Genomic DNA, 20020 nt, shown 5'->3' on the forward strand with positions numbered 1-20020 from the left:
GGCCGTTACCTACATAACGGATATGTACCCGGTCCAACTGTGTTTAGGCCGCCATCGCAGGCAAGCCAGCTCCCACATCTGGATCGCGGGGGGAGATACCTATATCCATAGATCTGCGCAATCTATTCTTATTGCAATAGGTTCTCGTTTGGCTGCTTGATCTTGTGTTACTGTATAACAAATCAACCGTACCCAGACGCCCCGGAGGCCTCATGAAAGCTGGTATCCACCCCGACTACCGCACCGTGCTGTTCCACGATACTGCCGCCGACGTGTTCTTCCTCATCGGTTCCACCGCCGACAGTGATCGCACCCATAAACACAGCGACGGCAACACCTATCCCTACATCCCGCTGGACGTCTCCAGCGCCTCGCACCCGGTCTATACCGGCCAGCAGCGCAAGACCCAGGCCGAAGGCCGGATTGCCGGTTTCAACAAGCGCTTTGCCTCGTTTGGATCGAGCCCGAAAAAAGCGGATGAATGAGCATGAGTCGGCGGCGTGTCCTACGCCGCCGTCTGCCGAATCGGCAGTACCACCCGAAACTTCGTACCCTTGCCCAGCTCACTGCTGACGCTGATATCGCCACGGTGTTTCTTGACGATCCCGTAGGACAACGACAAGCCCAACCCCGTACCTTCGCCCACCGGCTTGGTGGTGAAGAACGGGTCGAAAATCTTCTGCACGGTGTCGGGGGCAATCCCACAGCCGTTGTCTGTGACTTCCAGCCACACGTGTTCGCCTTCCACCCCATTGCTGATGGTAATGGTGCCGCGCTCCGGGCCCATGGCTTGTGCGGCGTTGATCACCAAGTTCATCACCACCTGATTGAGTTGCGAGGCCAGGCATTCGATTTCCGGCAGCGGCGCGTAGTGCTTAATCACATCGGCCTTGTACTTGAGTTCGCTGGCGACAATGTTCAGTGTCGAGTCGATGCCTTGCTGCAGGTTGGCAAATTGCCAGGTCTGGTCGTTATCCACCCGTGAGAAGTTCTTCAGGTCTTTGACAATCTGCACCACACGGCCGATGCCATCCTTGGACTCGCGGATCAGGATCGGAATGTCGTCCTTGAGAAAATCCAGGTCCAGCTCGTTGCGCAATGCCGTGAGTGGGTCGCGATGTTCTGGCTCAGCAATATGCGCTTCGCTGCGCTGGTAAGCATCGAGCATCTGTTGCAGCTGTTTGAAGTAGCCGTCGAGGGTGCTGAGGTTGGAGGAAATAAAGCCCACGGGGTTGTTGATCTCATGGGCGACACCGGCCGCGAGTTGCCCCAGTGAGGCGAGTTTTTCCGACTGCACCAGTTGGCTTTCCAGGTGCTTGCGCTCTTCAATTTCCAGTTGCAGCGCTTGGGTGCGCTCTTCCACCAACCGCTCCAACTGCGAGGTTTGCAGGGAGGCGCGGCGGGCCATGTCCCATTTGTTGGCCAGGGTATTGGCCATTTGCTGGACTTCGATGTTGTCGAATGGTTTTTTCAGGATCAGCAGGCGGTCGTGGGCGTGCAGGCGAAACAGCAGGTCATCCCAGGAGTAGTCCGAGTAGGCGGTGCACACCACCACTTGCAAATCGGGGGCGACTTTCCACAGCTCTTCAATGGTCTTGGCACCGTCCCAGCCCTGGGGCATGCGCATGTCGACGAAGGCCAAGGCATAGGGCCGCTGTTGCGCCATGGCGCTGGTCAGCAAGCCCAGGCCTTCCTCGCCGCCATACGCGCCGTGCAGTTCGAACGTCTGGGCTTGAGGTTTGGCCGCGTCGCCAAACAGTGCCGACTCCATCTCATCCAGCGCTTCGGTTGAGGCTTCGTCGGGCATCAGGATCTTGCGAAAATCCTCATGAATGGACGGTGTGTCATCGATCAGCAGGATGCGCCGGTTGGGAGGTTGGTTCATGAGCTGCTTCCGGCAAGGGTCAAGGGGATGGTTAAGGTGAAGACGGCGCCAAGGCCCGGCCCGTCGCTGTGGGCGCTGAGCTGGCCGTTCATTTCCACGGCGGCCAGGGCGCAGCTGTGCAGGCCGAAGCCGTGGCCTTCCTTGCGGGTGGTAAAGCCGTGGGTGAAGATGCGTGCCATGTTCTCAGGCGGTATGCCTTCGCCGTCGTCCTTCACACTGATCTTCAGGGTCTCGTCGCCGACCGATTCCACCGCCAGGGTGATTTGCCGTGGCCGCTCAGACAGTTTGTCCATGGCGTATTTGGCGTTGCTGATCAGGTTGACCATGATCAGCAGCAACCGGTGCTTGTCCGCCAAGATCTCCGGCACCGGGGCGTACGCCTTCACAACAGTGACATGGTGACGGCTCAGCGCGCCGGCGTTCATGCGCAGGGCGTCGTCCATCAAGGCGCTGATATTGACCGGCTCCAGCAAGGTAGACGCACCCGCATAGGATTGCTGGGTCGAGACGATGTCCTTGATGTGGTCCACGCTTTTGCTCAACTGCGCCAGCTCATCGCTCATGCCTTGCTGTTCGATGGCAATCGCTTCGACCAACTGGTTCAGATAGCCCGGCAGCAATTTGCCCTTTTCATCTTCAGTGAGGAAAGTGCCCAGGTCGCCCTGGTGGGCGTTAATCAACTGCATCGCCTTGCCCAGGCCGAGCGCCTTGCTGGCGCGCAGTTTGCGGCTGACCAGGTCGGCAGAGATATTCACACTGTTGAGCACGTTACCGACGTTGTGCAGCACGTTGGTGGCGATCTCTGCCATGCCGGCCTGGCGGGCGCTGTCCATCAGCTCGCTCTGGGCATCCTTGAGCTGTTGCGTGCGCCGCTCCACCCGTTGCTCCAGGGTTTCGTTGGCGGCCTGCAACGCGCGGTTGACGCGGTTGATCTCGGCAAAACTGCGCAACAGGCGCACCGCCAGGTAAAGCAGTAGTACCACCAGCAAGGTTGAGAAGATCAGCAGGTAGCGATGGTATTGGTGGTCGATGAGGTCAGCGGCTTGCTGGTCTTGATTAATGTGGGTGGTCAGGTCATCCAGGTGTTCGGCCACCGGCACGGCGGCAATCTGCTCAAGCAGGCTGTTGACCCGTGGCTGTTCGCGCAGGATCAGCGAAATATGATTGCTGAGAATCTCTACCGGTGCCTGGAACTCACTGGGCAGGCTCTGTTGGTTGATGGCCAGTTTGCCCAAGCCCACCAGGATATCGGCGGCACGTTCGTCGCTGGTGACCTGGGCGAACTCCAGGCTGCTGAGCAGCAGGTCGTAGGTGTCGGTGGCCACGCTTTGCAGTTGCAGCCGGCTTTCGTCGGTCATGCTGTTGAATTGGGCCTGGATGTCATCCTCGGCCGTCGGCAAAAAAGCCAATGAGTTCCGTAACACCGCGTTGTGGGATTTGAACTGGTCGACCAACCGGGCTTTTTCTTCGATGGCCTTTAGATACGCGGCATGGCTGGCTTGCCAACCGGGCAGGTCGGCAGCGCTGTGATAGGTGTTGCGGCTCTGCAGTTCAGCCCCGATGCGGGTCATTTCGGTCAGCGGTGTGACCAGTGGGTCGTAGTTGTGGGTAATCGCGATGCGGGCCTTGAGCACTTCGCTGTCCCACTGGGCATTGAGCTGCTGGAGCTGGCGGATCAAGTCACGCGACTGGGTATAAGTGGCTGTCTGGTCGCGCGAAGATTTGAGGTACAAAAACACCAGTGTGGAGGCCAGGAACAGGGTGATAAGGCCTAGCAGGATTTGGCTGGTACGTCGGCGTGACAAGGGTCTCATAGTGGCTTGCCCGCCCATTCGCCAGTCAGGGTCTTGAGAAACTGGATAATCAGGTCCTTGTCTTCCTGGGACGGGTTGCGCCCCAACTGGTACTTGAACATCACGTCAACCGCCTCTTCAAGTGTCTTGGCCGAGGCGTCGTGAAAGTACGGCGCAGTGACGGCCACATTGCGCAGGCTGGGTACCTTGAAGACATGGCGGTCCTCTTCATCCTGGGTCAGCAGGTAGCGCCCCAGGTCCGATTCCAGCGGGTTGCCGCGGGCCTTGAAGTAGTCGCCCATCACGCCGAACTTCTGGAACATATTGCCGCCAATGTTCACCCCCTGGTGGCAGGCGATGCAGCCGTAGTCCTTGAAGCGTTGATAACCGTATTTTTCCTGTGTGGTCAGGATATCGGTATCGCCCAGCAAGTATTGGTCAAACCGCGAGTTGGGTGTCAGCAGGGTGCGCTCGTAGGTGGCCAGGGCGTTTTGCACATTGGAGGCGGTGACGCCATCGGGGTAGGCCTGCTTGAACGCGTTCTGGTAAGCGGGCAGGGTGGACAGGTTGTGCACCACGGTATTCCAGTCGCTGCCCATTTCCACCGGACTGATCACCACCTGCTCGACCTGGGCCTCCAGCGTGTCCACCCGACCGTTCCAGAATTGTTTGAAGTTCAGGCTGGCGTTGAACACAGAAGGGGTATTGATCTGCACCGGCTTGCCGTCAAAGCCAATGGAGAACGGCTTGTTGTCGGCGCCGCCGCTGGTCAGTTGGTGACAGCTGGCGCAGGACAAGGTGTTGTTGACCGACAAGCGCGGCTCATTGAACAGCTGGCGACCCAACTCAACCTTGACCGGGTCCAGTACGGGAACCGCCGGCAAGGGCTTGAGCGCTTCGTTCAGCGGCGCGGCTGCGAGCGGTGCGGTGCCCAGGCATAACGCCAACATCAGGCCAGAACGGTGGTTTACGACGTTGCTCAAGCGAGCACTCCTTGCAGGCCTAGGGCTATTTATTTTATTGATCGGGCATCAGTGTCGCGCTATCCGTTTGCAGCAACTGCACAAAATCTTTCGAAGGCAGCGCCTTGCTGAATAGAAAGCCCTGGCCCTCTTCACACTGCTGGGCTTTGAGGAAATTCAATTGGTCAATGGTTTCCACGCCTTCGGCAATGATGTTCAGCTCCAGGCTCTTGCCCATGCCGATGATAGCGCTGATCAGCTGTTCGTCCTGGCTATTGATGCGCAGGCCGCGCACGAAGGATTGGTCGATCTTCAGCACGTCGATGGGAAAGCGCCTCAGGTAGCTGAGGCTGGAGTAGCCGGTGCCGAAATCGTCCAGGGCCAGGCGGATGCCCATGGCCTTGATCTTTTGCAGGGTCTCCACGGTTTCATCGACGTTCTGCATCAGCACGCTTTCGGTGATTTCCAGTTCCAATTGGGTGGGCGGCAGGCCCGTTTCTTCAAGGATGGCGGCCAGGTTGTCGACGAAGTCCCGTTGGCGAAAGTCGATCGCCGAGATGTTCACCGACATGCGCAGAGGCGCCAGGCCCATCTCGCGCCAGGCTTGGGCTTGTGCGCAGGCTTGGCGCAGTACCCATTGGGTCAGGCGTACGATCAGGCCGCTGTCTTCGGCCACAGGAATAAAATCCGCTGGGCTGACCCAGCCCGACTGCGGTCGAAACCAGCGTGTCAGCGCTTCCGCGCCGACGATGCGCCCGGACTCCAGCGCCAGCTTGGGCTGGTAATGCAGCACAAACTCATCGCGGTCCAGCGCCTGGCGGATCGCGCTTTCCAGGTTCTGCTGATGCTGGGCGCGCAGGTTCATGTCTTCTGTGTAAAAGGTGAAATCCCCCGGGCCGCGTTCTTTACTGGTGCGCATCGCAGTTTCAGCGTGCTTGAGCAAGCCCACGGCGTTGTCGCTGTCATTGGGGTAAATACTGATGCCCAGGCTGGCGCTCACGCTCAGGTCATGCCCCGCGACATGGCGAGTCGCGCTGACGGCATTGAGTACCTTTTGCGCAATATGTTGGGTTTGCTGGGGATGCTGGATATCGTTGAGCAGCACCACGAACTCGTCGGAACCGTAACGAAACACCGAATCCGACGCCCGTATCGCCGCCACCAGGCTCAGGCTCACCTGCGCAAGCACCTCGTCGCCTGCCGGATAGCCCAGGGCGTTGTTGATGCGCTTGAAGCGGTCGAGCCCCAGAAACATCACCGCCAGTTGCGTGTCGTGCCGCCGGCTCAAGGCGATCGCCTGGGTCAGTCGGTCGCCGAGCAAGGTGCTGTTGGGCAACTCGGTCAGTGCGTCGTATTGCAATAAATGCGAGACCTTGAGCAGCTCTTGCACGCGTTCCTCGATGGTGCGCTCCAGGCTGATCACCTTGAGGGCCGCGTCCTGGGCCAGCTGCCATTTCCAGGTCAAGGCGCTGGCCATCTGGCGGATTTCCAGGTGGTCGAAGGGTTTTTTCAGGATCAGCAGTTGGTCGTTGTATTTCAGACGCGCTTCGATGGCCTCGAAGGAATAGTCAGAATAGGCCGTGCAGAGGGCGATTTGCAGGTTGGGGTCCGCCTCCCACAGCTGTTCGATGGTGTGCAGGCCGTCCCAGCCAGGGGGCATGCGCATGTCGATAAACACCATGGCGTAGGGCGAGTGGGCGTCCAGGGCTTTCTTGACCAGCGCCAAGGCTTCTTGCCCCTGATAGGCCGAGTCCAGGTCAAACGCCTGGCGCACCGGCGCCGTGGTGCCGAACAGGGCGGACTCCAGAGTATCGAGGGAGGGCTCGCCGTGCTCGTCGGCACAGAGGATCTTGCGAAAATCCTGGTGGATCGAAGCGGTGTCGTCGACGATCAGGATGCGCCGGTTGGCCCGGCCCGATTCCGTCTTCATGGCGCACTCGGCACATGCAAAAGGCTTGATGGCATGACAATTCCTTCCCTGGTTCCACAACTGAACGGGGCGCGAGTATGCAATGCAGCATAGTTGAGTTCCCTTGATATCGACGGCCAGTTGGCGTCAAATCAATCGCGCTTTGTATTGCGCGGATTCAATTTAGCTTAACTTCGTTTAATTTGAAGGCAGAGTCGCCATGGATGAACAACTCGCTACGAAGTCCGCTGTTTTGCTGGTCGACGATGAAGAGTCGATCCTCAACAGCCTGCGCCGCCTGTTGCGCAGCCAGCCCTATGAGGTGGTTTTGGCCACCAGCGGCGCCCAGGCGCTGGAGATCATGGCGACCCGGCCCATCGATCTGGTGATGAGTGATGCGCGCATGCCCGGCATGGACGGCGCCACGCTGCTGGCCGAGGTCCACCGCCTGTACCCCGCCACCAGCCGTATCCTGCTCACCGGTTACGCCGACCTCACCACCATCATCAAGGCGATCAACGACGGGCAGATCCACCGCTACATCAGCAAACCCTGGAATGACGAGGAGTTGCAGCTGGTGTTGCAGCAAACCCTCGAGCATCAACGGCTTGAACGCCTGGCCCGAGACCAGACCGAACAGCTCAAGCTGCTCAACGCCACCCTGGAAAAACGCGTGGCGGCGCGTACCGCCGAATTGCAACAAACCGCCGACATGCTCGACCTGGCCTACGACGAGCTCAAGCGCAGCTACGTGACCGGCACCGAAGTGTTTTCGCTGCTGGCCAACCTGCGCTTGCCCAAAGACAAACAGACCAACCGCGCGTTGATCGAGTTGATCCGCGTGTACTGTGCCGCCCAGTCCATGGACGAAGCCAGCACCCGCGACCTGACCATGGCCGCCGCGTTGTACAACATCGGCAAGTTGAGTTGGACCGACAGCATGATGGTTGCACCGTCGGACAAACTGCATAGCACCGACCGTGGCTTGTACCGTGAGTATCCGGGGCAGAGCGAGTCGCTGCTGATGACCCTGGAGCCGATGAAGGACGCGGCGCGGATCATTCGTCATCACCAGGAACGCTGGGACGGCACGGGATTTCCCGACCACCTCAAGGGCGATACGATCCCGCCCGGTTCACGGCTGCTGAAGTTGGCGGTGGACTTTATCGAATTGCAAAAAGGCCTGATCCTGGAGCGCCACCTCAACAGCGACGAAGCGCTGTTGTATATCCGCAAGTACGCCGGGCGCCTGTATGACCCGGCGTTGGTGGAAGATTTTGTGCAAGCCTGCGCAACCTTCCTCAGCGACGTAACCCTGGGCGACCCTACGGTCAAAGTCCTCACCACCCGTGAGCTTGAGGCCGGTATGGTGCTGGCCCGCAACCTCAACGCCGATAACGGCATGCTGCTGCTCAATGCCGGCAAGGTGCTGAACTTGCCGCTGGTGGACAAGCTGATCGCGTTCGAGGCCATGGAGGGCGCCAAGTACAGCGTGTTTATCAAGACGCCCGACGAGGTGGCGCCACTCCTGTAGCTATACGCCCCAGGCTACGTGCTTGCTGCTGTGGTAATCAAAGATGCCCCTGATGATGTAGACATCTTTGCCACCTTCTTTGCCGTTCTGTTCAATTGCCACGCGCCAAAGACCGCGGCCCGAGCCGGCCTGTACTTGGGGTAAATCGACATAGGTGTAGTTGCCTATTCGCTTGCGGCTGAGGCGTCCGGCTTGGATATCCTGGGTGATTTGCTCAAGTTTGGCCGTGGCGGGGGCGGGCATGAGTTTTTTCTGGGTGTGCGCCAGATCATCGAGCTTCACGATGTTGATGTGCGGATCGCGAGTGGGTAGGGGCAGGACATCCGGGGCCGGGGGCACGGACGGCTCTGGCCTTTGGCCTCGGGTTGGAGGGCGGGGTTGCTCAAACTCCAAGGGCGTAGAGAATTTGGGCAGGGCCTTTTCAAATGCTGTGACGTCTTTGCTGTCCACCATGGCTATGCCAGCGTCTGCCCCGTGCTGGCCTCGGGACAGGGCGATATAGGGAACGCCGGATTTTTTGAAATCCTCTGAAAAGGAGGTGACTTGAAGCCTGGCCATTTTCGCCTTGAAGGTATCCTTCATGAAAGCATCCAGGGTGCTTTTTGTCTCAGGCAGCAACAAGAATCGGCGTATCGCCTGCTGGTGTGTAATTCCTTGGTCGGAGGCGAGTTGATTAATACGTCGTAGGTGTTCGGGCTTGTTTGCAAACACCGTCAGTGCAGCCTCTCGCCAAGTATAAAGTTCATATTTTGCCGCGAATTTATCCATCGCGGTCTGATGTTTATTCGTGATGGCATACCCGACAAATTGTGCCTCCGTATCGGGGTCGAGAACGGCAATCGATGTTCTGATTTGTTTGTCTAAGTTGTCGTTTTTGCCAATGAGCCTTTTGACTTTCTTAAACAGTTCCTCCTTGTCCAGCGCAGACAGATGTTGTGCAAAATGATGGGTCGACAGGTGTATATGTTCAAGCGTGGCCAGTTCAGACCGCAGGTTTAACACGCTATTGCGCAATCTCTCTTGGTGGGGCCGGCTCAGGCTTTTGGGGTTCGATACCCAGCGGCGAAATTCAGCTTCATCCAGGGGGCCGAGCTGTTGTCGGGCGTGAGTGATCAAGTTGAGTTTCAGGGCCGCGTCGGTTTGTTCTATGACGCGCTCGAAATCGCGCATTTCCCCTTCTGTTGCGAAAAGCCGCATGGCCGCGATCATGTCCGCGTCCACTTGCTGTTCAGGGGTCAGAGAACGCAGGGCGCCCAGAACGGAACCTCCGCCTACAGCATTTCGCTCGAAACGGGGCTTCCAGCTCTTTGCGTCTCCTGGCACGACCATAAAATCCACCTGGTTACCGGCCGGGTCTTTTACATAGCGTGCGCCGTCCTCTACATAGGACTGATACAAATGATAGCGGCCTGTAGCGTCGCGCATCGCGATGAACTGGTTATTGTGTTTATCAAAAAAACACGGTGCGCTGCCCGACCGGCGCAACAGACGGTATCGGTGAGTGCGGGCAAACTCAGCTACGTCAAAGTGCGGCGTTATCTGCTCAGGTAGCCGATACGGGGCCGCATTGACCCAGGCAGGTTCCAGCGGGCGGACTGAAGCACTGGTCTGTACGATGCCGGTGCTCCTGCCCGTACCGACTTTACTGGCCAGTCCCGGAATGCGCCGCCCAAGCTGTTTGGCCACGTCTAATCCACGGTTGATACCTCGACGCAAAAACGACAGGGCGGTTTTGCCGGGTATCAGCCCGAGCAGAAAGTCGGCTGCGTCCACCCCAAACATAAAGGCGTTCACCGCCGACTCGCGGAAAATTTGCGCATTGGTCCGTGAACGGTAATCGGCGTGCGCGAGTTGAAAACCCAGTTGCGCCGAATACAGGTAGGCGTGGAAATTGCCGGTTATCGGTGTCAAGGTGTAGCGGTACACACTGCGCGTATCGTTGAGGATCCGCGTTATCTCGTTCGTATCCTTTGTGGCCATTTGGGAACTGAAGTAGGTCTGCCATTCGGGTTTTGCTTTCAGCGTGTCCAGCTCTGCCAGCCCGTTGACCAGTTCCCTGAACGGCCCGCCATCTGGCGCATCCGGGGTATACAGCACACTGACCCCATCAGGCTTGGTGCCTTTTCGATGAATGACCAGGACGCGATGCATGACCTGTCCCCCTTGACCCCTCTCCTGCGCGGCACCCAATACCAGTAGGTTGACCTCTATCTCGAACTCGCTGACCCGGTGCCGGGTAGTTGAATCGGGGTGCTCGGTAACTGCCTTTATCCAGTCAAGCCCACTGCCTGGCGTCTTGAATGTAAACAGCTTGGCGGCGTCAGGGTTGAGACGGCTCTCAAGGGCGTCCTTGTTCATTCTTGCCGCGTTGGCGCGCTGCCAGGCTGTTGCAAAGGTGCTTGTCCCGCTGCTCTGCGAGAAGGCTGAGCGCAGGTACGTATCGTATTTTTGGCCAATGTCAGCCTCTGTGGCGAGGGCACGCAAATCGTCGTTCCCGAGTTTTCCGTGATGGTTGCCGGCCGTGTCGACGATGTTGACGGTAGCGCTGATTATTCTGTGTATGCCATGCACCGACCAAGGGTCGACATTACGTTGGGTGTAGTTTCCCAGTGTGCGCAAATCCACCACGGCTTGGGTACGCCAGGTGCCCCACATTAGTTTTTGGCCCGGCAGGCACTGCGGGATATGGACCTTGCGGTCTTCGCTGATGTAGACAAGGGTGGCCGCCTCGTTACGATACCCCGTCACCTCGGCGGACCGGGAGGACGTTGTCACGCGCAGATGAACCAGGCTTCTATAAGGGTCAATATCCACATTGGCATACGCAGGTTTCTGTTTTTTCAGCACCCGGTCGGTCTCCTGCTGGGAGAACGCTTCTAGTGTCAAGATCTTCTCAAGATGAGGCGCGAGCTCTTCATTGCTGTCAATCAGTTCCTGCTCCAGTTGCCTGTACCGGGCCTGGTCTTGCTCGTTGGAGGCTTTCAACCATGCGGGTTCGGTCGTCAACAAGCGTAGGGTGCGTGCCATAAAGGCATTCGCGACATCCAACTGTGGCGTCAGGTCTGCGGCCAGGTCGAGTTCGCCTGTGGTGGGTAAGGGCTCCCTGTGCAAGCTATTGCGGACAGAGAAATGTTGCCTGACTCGCAATGCGCGGACACTGTCAGCAATCACGTCAGCGTGTATCGGTGACGGGGCCGTCGTCAGTACGGGCAAGCCGTTCAGCGCGGCGCGGGCGGCCGTCGGCAGGCTTGCGATCAATAGCTTGCCTGCCGCTGAGCCGTCTTGTATGCGGGTTGCGACGGTGTGATTCAAGCGCGCCAGGTTTTCAAACTCCTCAAACTCCTCGCTTGGGCTATAGAGCATCACGTTGCCCGTCAGAGGGTTCGTGCCCGTGGGGGCCAGAATGAATGCGCCGGCGAATTCACTGCCATCCTCCAGTGCCAGCCGGTACACCGCGGGCCTGTTGTCGAGGGTAAACACCTGTTCACGTGCCGCAGCACTTGGGTACTTGAGCACGTTCTGCGCCAGCGTTTGTGCATGCGCCGACAACGTGCCGTCCACCGAGCGCAATGCCAGTTGATGGGCCAGCACTTGTCGTCGCAGTGCGACCAATTGCCCCTCCGTGTCCGCTTGGGAGGGCTCGCCAGTCCCCCAGAATGTATTCAGGCTCAAGGTGATGGCAATTTCCAGCCTGGCGGCCAGGGTTGTCATCGAGGCAGTGGGAGAGAGGCGTTTATCGGCGTCCAGGGTGTTGCATTCGCGGTAGAAGGCGCCGCTCTCGTTGGTCAGATAAGACGCTGCGCCAGGCGCGCGTAAGGTGGCGAGTAGCGAGCCCAGTGGTTCGCAGGACAGCAGGTGCTTTTGCCCTTCCTGGTCTTCGCGATAGCGAGTGAAAAAAATCTGGTTGGGATTGATGGGCAGATGTACATCGGGAAAGATGTCGGCCAATTGCTGCTGGTACACACGGCCGACACTCGGCTGTCGCCCTACCAGCTCAGAGGTCTGTGCATTGAGTTTGTCGAGTTCACGGGTGAGGTGAGCCAGCTGTTCTTCGGCAGAAAGTGACGCCGGCGGCACGACCGCAAGCGTCATCGGTTGCATGGTAGTGGTTGACGTACTGTCGGCCGGCAGCGGTTGCGGTTCGTCAGTGGATGATTCTTTGAGGGCAGGCAATGAATTGTGCATGAGTAAACTCTTATAAAAGGGCACGGCGCACCGAGGTGCAGCGAGCCCTGCTGAATATGAGTTTGCGAGTTTAGGGTGGCCGAAACTGGACCCTGCGGTGTATGTATGTCGGAAAAAATCGCCCTGCGCGCGCGAGTTGCGTGTGCAGAATGCGCGTGGGATCCTTGGGCGCTTTTCAATCCCAGAGAGGGCGTTCCATGTCCAAGACTATCCGCATTGCAGCCGCGCTGTTGATCCGTGGCGACGGTCAAACCTTGCTGGTGCGCAAGCGCGATACCCTGGCTTTCATGCAACCGGGTGGCAAGATCGACGCCGGCGAGCAACCAGCCGAGGCGCTCGTCCGTGAGCTGCGCGAGGAGCTGAATCTGCGCATTGACCCGAGCGAAGCCGTCTATCTTGGCCAGTTCTCGGCGCCCGCGGCCAACGAGCCGGGCTTTACCGTACAGGCCGAGCTGTTCAAGGTGCAGATCGACGTTGCCGTCACCCCTGCTGCCGAGATTGAAGAGGTGCGCTGGATCGATCCCATGGCCGAAGGTGACTTGCATCTGGCGCCGTTGACGCACGATTTGATCCTGCCGTTCTATCGCGATGGGCTGGCTACCGCATGATGATTCGCCCGCTGGGCACCGACGATGCGCAGGCCTATCGCGCGCTGATGCTCGAGGCTTACGGCGCTTATCCCCAGGCGTTCACCTCCAGCGTGGCCGAGCGTGCTTCGATGCCCTTGAGTTGGTGGGAAAAACGCCTCGGCAGCCCCCTGGATCGGCTGTTTGGCGCCTTCGACGGCGATCAGTTGGCGGGTATTGTCGGTCTTGCATTCGAGCCACGGGAGAAGGCCCGGCACAAGGTCACCTTGTTCGGCATGTACGTGACCGAGGCTTATCAACAGCAGGGGCTTGGGCGGCAACTGGTGCAAGCCGCACTGGAAGAAGCCCGTCGCCACCCGCGCCTCAAACTGATCCAACTGACCGTCACCGCCGGCAATGACGCCGCCTTTGCGCTCTACCAGCGCTGCGGTTTCATTCAATACGGCCTTGAGCCGTTGGCCGTGCGTGTTGGCGTCGAATACTTCGACAAGATCCACATGTGGCGTGAACTGCAAGTTGACTAATTGCCCGATCGCTCCTACGCGCGGGAACGATCGGGCACTGTAGGAGCGAGCTTGCTCGCGAAAAACGTCAACGATAACGCGTGCTTCCTGAATAAACGCGGCGCCTGTGAGTTTTTCGCGAGCAAGCTCGCTCCTACGGCAAGGCGGTGACGTTATTTCAATGAAGCTGTTCCTCGCTCAACGCACCGCGCTGACGCCATCCAGCGTGGAAAACGAGGTGTCCTTGGCCGTCAGCAAAAAGTCGCGCATATAAGGCGCATCGAGCATGTCGGCACGAATGCCCGCATACAAGGTGGCGAACAACCCCTTCTCACCCAAACGCTTGGCCTTCACATACCCGCGTGAGCTGTATTCATGCAGCGCCCAGTGGGGCATGCCGCACACCCCACGGCCGCTGGCCACCAGTTGCATCATCATCACCGTCAGCTCCGAAGTCCGCACCTGGGCCGGTTCAACGTCGGCCGGTTCCAGGAAGCGGGTGAAGATGTCCAGGCGGTCACGTTCCACCGGGTAGGTGATCAGGGTTTCGGTCAGCAGGTCTTCGGGCACGATGTAAGACTTGTTCGCCAGCGCGTGTTGGTTGGCCACCGCCAGCATGGCTTCGTAAGTGAACAGCGGCACGTAGGTGATGCCTGGCAGTTCCAGCGGGTCGGAAGTCACCACCAGGTCTAGGTCGCCACGGGCCAGGGCCGGCAGCGGCGCGAAGGCAAAGCCCGAGGCCAGGTCCAACTCGACTTCCGGCCAGGCATCGCGGAACTGGTCGATGGTCGGCATCAGCCACTGGAAGCAACTGTGGCATTCGATTGCCATGTGCAAGCGCCCGGCGGTGCCGCCGGCCAGCCGCGCAATATCGCGCTCGGCACCGCGCAGCAACGGCAGGGTGGCGTCGGCCAATTGCAGCAGGCGCAGGCCGGCGCTGGTGAAGCGCACCGGTTTGGTCTTGCGCACGAACAACGGCATGCCCAGGCGCTCTTCCAGTTCTTTGAACTGGTGGGAGAGGGCGGACTGAGTCAAATGCAGGCGCTCGGCTGCCTCTACCAGGCTATCGGCTTCGCGCAGGGCGTGCAGGGTTTTCAAGTGACGGATTTCGAGCACAGGCGCTCCATGAAGAAAATTTGCGACAAAAACGGATTGCGTGATTTTGTCTCATGTTGTGGGGCGTGTCGACCATGACCACTGGGCACTCTTCATCAAACTGTCATCGAACTGTGGCAGCGCGCTTGAACAAACTTCATCAGACTCGCGCTCTACTGGGGTTCTGCGTTTTGGTGTTTTTCATGCGTGCGTTGTTTTTAGTGGCCGCTCTCCTGTTCGGCCTGCCGTCCTTTGCGGCTTCTCGATGTGATGTCAATGTCCCGACCCAAACGGTCGACCTGGCTCAGGTGAGCATCGCCTATCAAAGTATCGGCCGTGCGTCCGACCCTGCGTTGCTGCTGGTGATGGGCCTGGGCGGACAGTTGATTCACTGGCCGGATGAAGTGGTGGTTGCCCTGTGCGAGCAAGGTTTTCGGGTGATTCGCTACGACAATCGCGATGTCGGCCTGTCCACCTGGCGGCAGGCGCCGGCGAGCGCCAACCTGACCTTCGAAGTGCTGCGCTACAAGCTCGGCCTGCCGGTGGCCGCGCCCTATACCTTGACCGACATGGCCGACGACGCCCTGGGGTTGATGGATGCGTTGCAGGTGCAGCAGTTTCACGTACTCGGCGCGAGCATGGGCGGCATGATCGCCCAACACCTGGCGGCCATGGCGCCACAGCGCGTGGAAAGCCTGACCCTGATCATGACCAGCTCCGGCGCCGAGGGCCTGCCCGCGCCGAACGCGGCGCTGGTGCAATTGCTGTCGCGGCGCAGCGCGCCCAACCGTGAGGTGGCGCTGGAGCAACAGGCGGATTTGCTCGCGGCGTTGGGCAGCCCGGATATCAAGGACGATCGCCAGGCGTTGCTGCACCAGGCGGCGCTGTCCTATGACCGCGCCTTCAACCCCGAAGGCGTGAAGCGCCAGATCATGGCGATCCTGGCCGAGCCAAGCCGTGTGCCCTTGCTCAACCAACTGCGCGTGCCTGCGCTGGTGGTGCATGGCACCGCCGACCCGTTGTTGCCGGTGATGCACGGCGTGCACCTGGCCGCGCATATCCAGGGCAGCCAGTTGAAATTGATTCCCGGCCTGGCCCACCGTTTTCAGGAAGCGTTCAAGGCGCCCTTGCTGGCGGCGGTATTGCCTTACCTGCAAGCCCATCGCCAGGATGCCGCGCACTGGGCGCAGATCGATTTGAGCGAGCCTTCGAAGGTGCTGTGAAGGTGGTGTATCGTGCAACCTTTATGCGCATGACTGCCCGCGAGGTTGCCCACCATGAGTACTCCCTTGAAAATCGATTTCGTCAGCGACGTGTCCTGCCCCTGGTGCATCATCGGCCTGCGCGGCTTGACCGAAGCCCTCGACCAGCTCGGCAGCGAGGTGCAGGCCGAGATTCATTTTCAACCGTTCGAACTGAACCCGAACATGCCCGCCGAAGGTCAGAACATCGTCGAGCACATTACCGAAAAGTACGGCTCCACCGCTGAAGAGTCCCAGGCCAACCGTGCGCGTATTCGTGACATGGGCGCCGCGTTGGGCTTTGCGTTCCGTACCGATGGCCAGAGCCGCATCTACAACACCTTCGACGCGCACCGCCTGTTGCATTGGGCCGGGTTGGAAGGTTTGCAGTACAACCTCAAGGAAGCGCTGTTCAAGGCGTACTTCAGCGATGGCCAGGACCCTTCCGACCACGCGACCCTGGCGATCATCGCCGAAAGCGTCGGGCTGGACATTGCGCGCGCCGCCCAGATTCTTGCCGGCGATGAATACGCCGCCGAGGTCCGCGAGCAGGAGCAGCTGTGGGTTTCCCGTGGGGTGAGTTCGGTGCCGACCATTGTCTTCAATGACCAATATGCGGTGAGCGGTGGGCAGCCGGCTGAAGCCTTCGTCGGCGCGATTCGTCAGATCATCAACGAATCGAGATCCTGAGGCCGAGCACGGAGCAAAATGTGGGAGCTGGCTGTCAGTTGCAAATGAGGTGGCTGACACACCGCCATCGCAGCATAGGTATCTACACAGCTTTGGTGTGACGCTGGGCCTGTGGCGAGGGAGCTTGCTCCCGTGACGGCCTGACAGCCGGCGCTTCTCTACCTGACACCCCACAATCCAACTGTGGGAGCTGGCTTGCCTGCGATGGCGGCCTACCAGCTAACGCCTATCTAGCTGACACCCCGCGATTCAAATGTGGGAGCTGGCTTGCCTGCGATGGCGGCCTACCAGCTAACGCCTATCTAGCTGACACCCCGCGATTCAAATGTGGGAGCTGGCTTGCCTGCGAAGGCGGCCTACCAGCCAACGCCTATCTACCTGACACCCCGCGATCAAACTGTGCGGGCTTGCTCGCGAAGGCGGCCTGACAGGCGACACAATTGGATTGTGTACATATCCATTGCTGCGGTAACGGCCACCTAGGGTTCCGCTCTGACAGCGGGTCACTTTTGGAAGGACCCAAAAGTAACCAAAAGGTCCTCGCCCCACCACTCGGCACCTCGCTTAGGCTCGGTGTGCCCGAACGCAGGCTTGAATCCGTGGGCCGCCGCCACGCGCCATCCATGGCGCGGGGCGGCTAACCCGGCGTCCTGCCGGGTTACCCACGAATTCAAGCCTGCGTTCGGCCAGCGTGGTTTAACGGGGCGCCTGAGATCAAGATCAAAAGCAGATCAAGAGCGGCTCGCTTCGCATCGTGGTTAGCGTCTGCTGTTACAACGCGCAAAGTTGTGTAGACACCCATGGCCATCGCAGGCAAGCCAGCTCACACATTTGATCTGTGTCGGCGTTAAGAGAAGCGCTGGCCCATCCCTTGCATTACCCCCCTAAAGCTCAACCGGCCTGCGGTTGGGCGCTGCCATTAGGGGTGTAACTTACCTTGAATATTCTTGACCTTGACCACAGCCTCACCGGCCAGGCACCGATTGCCCGGCGGTTGGCCAGCGGTCGGGCCACGCGCCTGGACCTGCTGGACCTGGGCCCGAAATTGCGTTTGTGGTCCACCGAAAAAACCTGGAAGCGTTTCGTCGAGCGCCTGGCCCAACGGCCACGGCCCCGTGACGCGCGCCCGGAAATCCTGTTTGTCGGCTCCGGCGATTATCACCACCTCACGCCGGCCTTTTTGGCCGACCTCAAAGAGCCTGTCAGCCTGATCCACTTTGACAACCACCCTGACTGGGTGCGCTTTGCGCCCAAGCGGCACTGCGGTTCGTGGGTCAACCGGGCGCTGAAGATGCCGGCGATCCAACGCATCGTCACCCTCGGCCCGTGCAGTGATGACCTGCATAACCCGCAACTGCGCGGCGGCAACCTTGGAGCCCTCAAGCGTGGGCGTTTGCAGCTGTTTCCCTGGCAGCATCCGCCATCCAAGGTCTGGGGCCGGGTGGGTGACGGCGCCGGCCACCAGCAACAGGAAAACCACCTGCACTGGCGCAACCTGGCGGACCTGGATTGGGCAGCCTTCCTCGACCAGATGATTGCCAGTCTGCCCACCGAGGCGATCTGGATCACCATCGACAAAGATGTGCTCGCCAGTGAAGACGCCGCCACCAACTGGGACCAGGGTGGCATGCGCCTGACCCATTTGCTCCAGGCCCTGCGGGCATTGGCGGCGGGTAAGCGCATCATCGGCATCGACGTTTGCGGTGAGTTCGCTACGCCGGCATTCAGCAACGCGTTCAAGCGCTGGGAAGCCAAGTCCGACCAGCCGCCACCGGAGCGCTGGAGCCCGCAAGACTTGCAGCGTAACGCCGCAACCAATGAAGCCTTGATCGACCTGTTTGAGGAGCTGTTCCCGTGACCCTGACCGTGGTGTTGTTACTGGCGTTTTCCATCGTCCTCGATGTGATTGGCCAGCTGTGTTTCAAACTGGGCGTGGACCGTTTGCCGCAACTCGATGGCGGTTTTCGCCTGCGTGCGTTCTGGGGCCAGGTGTTCAATGCGCCGCTGCTGTGGGCCGGCGTCGGCGCCTATGTCATTGAGTTTTTTGTTTGGCTCGAAGCGCTGTCCCGCGCGCCCTTGAGTCTGCTGTTTCCGCTGGCGGCGTTGGCCTATTGCCTGGTGGTGCTGGCGGGCAGGGTGGTGCTCAAGGAAACCGTCAGCCGACGTCGCTGGCTGGGCACGTTGGTGATCACGTTGGGTGTGATGTTGGTAGCAATCGCGGGGAACCAGGCATGACAACGCAAACAATCAATACCGGCTGGCTGCATGGGCGGCTTGGCACCCTGGTGCTGTGGGCACTGCTGATCGCCACCGAAAGCGCCGGGCAGTTATTCACCAAGGTGGCCGGCGATCAATTGGGGCCGATGGACTTCAGTTGGCAATGGCTGGCGGACGTGGCGCGCAACCCGGGAATTCTGGCGGCGATTGCCAGCTATCTCGGGGCGTTTTTTGTGTGGATGCTGATTTTGCGGCGTAGCAGTTTGTCCCTGGCGTTTCCGCTGAGTTCGCTGGTGTTTGTGGCCGTATTGCTGGGTTCTTGGCTGGGGCTGGGCGAGCACATCAGCGTGCTGCATTGGGTGGGCGTGGTGGTGATTATCGGTGGTATCGCGCTGTTGGCTGAAGGCGAAGAACACTGAAAATAGTGCTATGAAACACAGGCCCAATGTGGGAGCGGGCTTGCTCGCGAATGCGGTGGATCAGTGAAGTATCGGGTGACTGACACACTGCTTTCGCGAGCAAGCCCGCTCCCACATTTTGCTCCCGGTTTTGCTCCCAGGTGATTCAGTCGAAGGTGTAGCTGATCGCCGTCTGCACCTGGCCCTGATTCACCTGGCCAGCCTCCTTGACGATGCTGCTCTTGGCCGCCGACCCCACCAGGTGTACCCAGCTGGCGCTGGTCAGCAGTGACCAATGGGGCGCCAGGGGGAAGGAAAAACTTTGGCTCAGCGTCACGTTCTGAAAGCCGCCACTCGCGTTATAAGGCCGCAGGCCTGAAGCGACGGCTTCGTTGTTGTCCACGCCGAAGAAGGTATTGGTCTGGCGCGCATCGGCAAAATGCGCAACCAGGCCACTGCTGCCGATAATCCCACCACCCAAGGGGTAACCCAGTTCGCCGCCGATTTTACCCAGTGCGCCGCTCTGGGAATGCCCGCCGCCCACGGCCTGGCCCAATTGCGCGTAGACCCGCCAGAAATTGGCCGGGGCGTATTGGACGAAACCGCCCACTTCCGCCATGTCCGACACGTTGCGCAGGCCTTGCAACTCGCCGTTGGAGGTGCGCCCCGAAAGGTAGTTGATATAGGGGCCAGCGGTAAGGCCGTGGGTATCCAGGGCGCTCCAGGTCAGGCCGTCATCGGTGCTCAGGCTGACGTTGCCCCAATCCAGGTCCAGGTACGGCACAGGCCGGGTTTCGTAGCGGCTGCCAGTGGGGTCGTGGGGCTGATAGCTGAGGCCCGCGCCCACATCGCCCGTGATGCCCTCTGCCCATGCGGCCCCGCAAAGGCCCCACCCTCCAAGTAAACCGGTGAATACAGCAGCAGCGAGCTTGGACATGGCGACGTTTCCTGAAGGTGGGCAGGCGCGCATGAACGCGCAAACCGACGCGCCTGCGCAAGCACTCATGTTGTTTGTAGCAAG

The 20020-nt window shown here is 59.8% G+C and carries 16 protein-coding genes; 9 read left to right on the forward strand and 7 right to left on the reverse strand.

Going from position 1 to position 20020, the window contains the following annotated elements; all coding sequences use genetic code 11:
• Nucleotides 1–212: 212 nt before the first annotated feature.
• Entirely contained in the window at nt 213–485 is a 273-nt protein-coding gene (locus A7K61_RS22565; protein WP_003188912.1) for a type B 50S ribosomal protein L31, read from the forward strand.
• Between the two features lie 20 nt (nt 486–505).
• On the opposite strand, the gene A7K61_RS22570 is transcribed toward A7K61_RS22565, so the two are convergent.
• From A7K61_RS22570 to A7K61_RS22585, 4 genes are read right to left on the reverse strand one after another with little or no spacing between them, the layout of a single operon-like run.
• Complete coding sequence (locus A7K61_RS22570) at nt 506–1885, reverse strand: ATP-binding protein (protein WP_047712685.1); 1380 nt, start codon at nt 1883–1885, stop codon at nt 506–508.
• Complete coding sequence (locus A7K61_RS22575) at nt 1882–3699, reverse strand: DAHL domain-containing protein (protein WP_044274787.1); 1818 nt, start codon at nt 3697–3699, stop codon at nt 1882–1884. The genes A7K61_RS22570 and A7K61_RS22575 overlap by 4 nt, the downstream gene beginning before the upstream one ends.
• Nucleotides 3696–4661, reverse strand: a complete 966-nt coding sequence (locus tag A7K61_RS22580) for a cytochrome-c peroxidase (protein ID WP_044274724.1) — start codon at nt 4659–4661, stop codon at nt 3696–3698. The genes A7K61_RS22575 and A7K61_RS22580 overlap by 4 nt, the downstream gene beginning before the upstream one ends.
• 34 nt (nt 4662–4695) lie before the next feature.
• Complete coding sequence (locus A7K61_RS22585) at nt 4696–6570, reverse strand: bifunctional diguanylate cyclase/phosphodiesterase (protein WP_044274723.1); 1875 nt, start codon at nt 6568–6570, stop codon at nt 4696–4698.
• Nucleotides 6571–6769: 199 nt separating this feature from the next.
• Between A7K61_RS22585 and A7K61_RS22590 the strand changes: the two genes are divergently transcribed.
• Nucleotides 6770–8083 carry an HD domain-containing phosphohydrolase gene (locus A7K61_RS22590; RefSeq protein WP_069558416.1) on the forward strand — a complete coding sequence of 438 codons (1314 nt, stop codon included), beginning with the start codon at nt 6770–6772 and terminating at the stop codon, nt 8081–8083.
• Here A7K61_RS22590 and A7K61_RS22595 read toward each other — a convergent pair whose 3' ends face one another.
• Nucleotides 8084–12268 carry a dermonecrotic toxin domain-containing protein gene (locus A7K61_RS22595; protein ID WP_069558417.1) on the reverse strand — a complete coding sequence of 1395 codons (4185 nt, stop codon included), beginning with the start codon at nt 12266–12268 and terminating at the stop codon, nt 8084–8086.
• A gap of 197 nt (nt 12269–12465) precedes the next feature.
• Between A7K61_RS22595 and A7K61_RS22600 the strand changes: the two genes are divergently transcribed.
• Nucleotides 12466–12876: an NUDIX domain-containing protein gene (locus A7K61_RS22600; RefSeq protein WP_044274720.1), complete on the forward strand. Its 411-nt coding sequence runs from the start codon at nt 12466–12468 to the stop codon at nt 12874–12876.
• On the forward strand, nt 12873–13379 hold the full coding sequence (locus A7K61_RS22605; protein WP_069558418.1) for a GNAT family N-acetyltransferase: 507 nt from the start codon (nt 12873–12875) through the stop codon (nt 13377–13379). Before A7K61_RS22600 ends, A7K61_RS22605 begins: the two co-directional genes overlap by 4 nt.
• Before the next feature lie 177 nt (nt 13380–13556).
• Here the strand turns inward: A7K61_RS22605 and metR are convergent, their stop codons facing one another.
• Nucleotides 13557–14474, reverse strand: a complete 918-nt coding sequence (gene metR / locus A7K61_RS22610; protein ID WP_003188924.1) for a transcriptional regulator MetR — start codon at nt 14472–14474, stop codon at nt 13557–13559.
• Nucleotides 14475–14656: 182 nt separating this feature from the next.
• On the opposite strand from metR, the gene A7K61_RS22615 reads away from it, so the two are divergent.
• The 5 genes from A7K61_RS22615 to A7K61_RS22635 all read left to right on the forward strand — a co-directional run bounded on the left by A7K61_RS22615 (nt 14657) and on the right by A7K61_RS22635 (nt 19020).
• Nucleotides 14657–15676, forward strand: a complete 1020-nt coding sequence (locus A7K61_RS22615; protein WP_034126527.1) for an alpha/beta fold hydrolase — start codon at nt 14657–14659, stop codon at nt 15674–15676.
• A 54-nt stretch (nt 15677–15730) separates the two neighbouring features.
• The gene (locus A7K61_RS22620) at nt 15731–16384 is read left to right on the forward strand and encodes a DsbA family oxidoreductase (protein WP_047712690.1); all 654 of its coding nucleotides are present in this window, start codon (nt 15731–15733) and stop codon (nt 16382–16384) included.
• A 937-nt stretch (nt 16385–17321) separates the two neighbouring features.
• On the forward strand, nt 17322–18242 hold the full coding sequence (locus tag A7K61_RS22625) for an arginase (protein WP_032893339.1): 921 nt from the start codon (nt 17322–17324) through the stop codon (nt 18240–18242).
• Nucleotides 18239–18619, forward strand: coding sequence for an EamA family transporter (locus A7K61_RS22630; RefSeq protein ID WP_003188930.1), 381 nt, complete (start codon nt 18239–18241; stop codon nt 18617–18619). The genes A7K61_RS22625 and A7K61_RS22630 overlap by 4 nt, the downstream gene beginning before the upstream one ends.
• On the forward strand, nt 18616–19020 hold the full coding sequence (locus A7K61_RS22635; protein WP_014717122.1) for an EamA family transporter: 405 nt from the start codon (nt 18616–18618) through the stop codon (nt 19018–19020). The genes A7K61_RS22630 and A7K61_RS22635 overlap by 4 nt, the downstream gene beginning before the upstream one ends.
• 145 nt (nt 19021–19165) lie before the next feature.
• Here the strand turns inward: A7K61_RS22635 and A7K61_RS22640 are convergent, their stop codons facing one another.
• Nucleotides 19166–19936, reverse strand: coding sequence for a MipA/OmpV family protein (locus A7K61_RS22640; RefSeq protein WP_003188933.1), 771 nt, complete (start codon nt 19934–19936; stop codon nt 19166–19168).
• Nucleotides 19937–20020: the final 84 nt, after the last annotated feature.

It is taken from the genome of Pseudomonas sp. AP42, assembly GCF_001728935.1.
Lineage (GTDB): Bacteria > Pseudomonadota > Gammaproteobacteria > Pseudomonadales > Pseudomonadaceae > Aquipseudomonas > Aquipseudomonas lactis.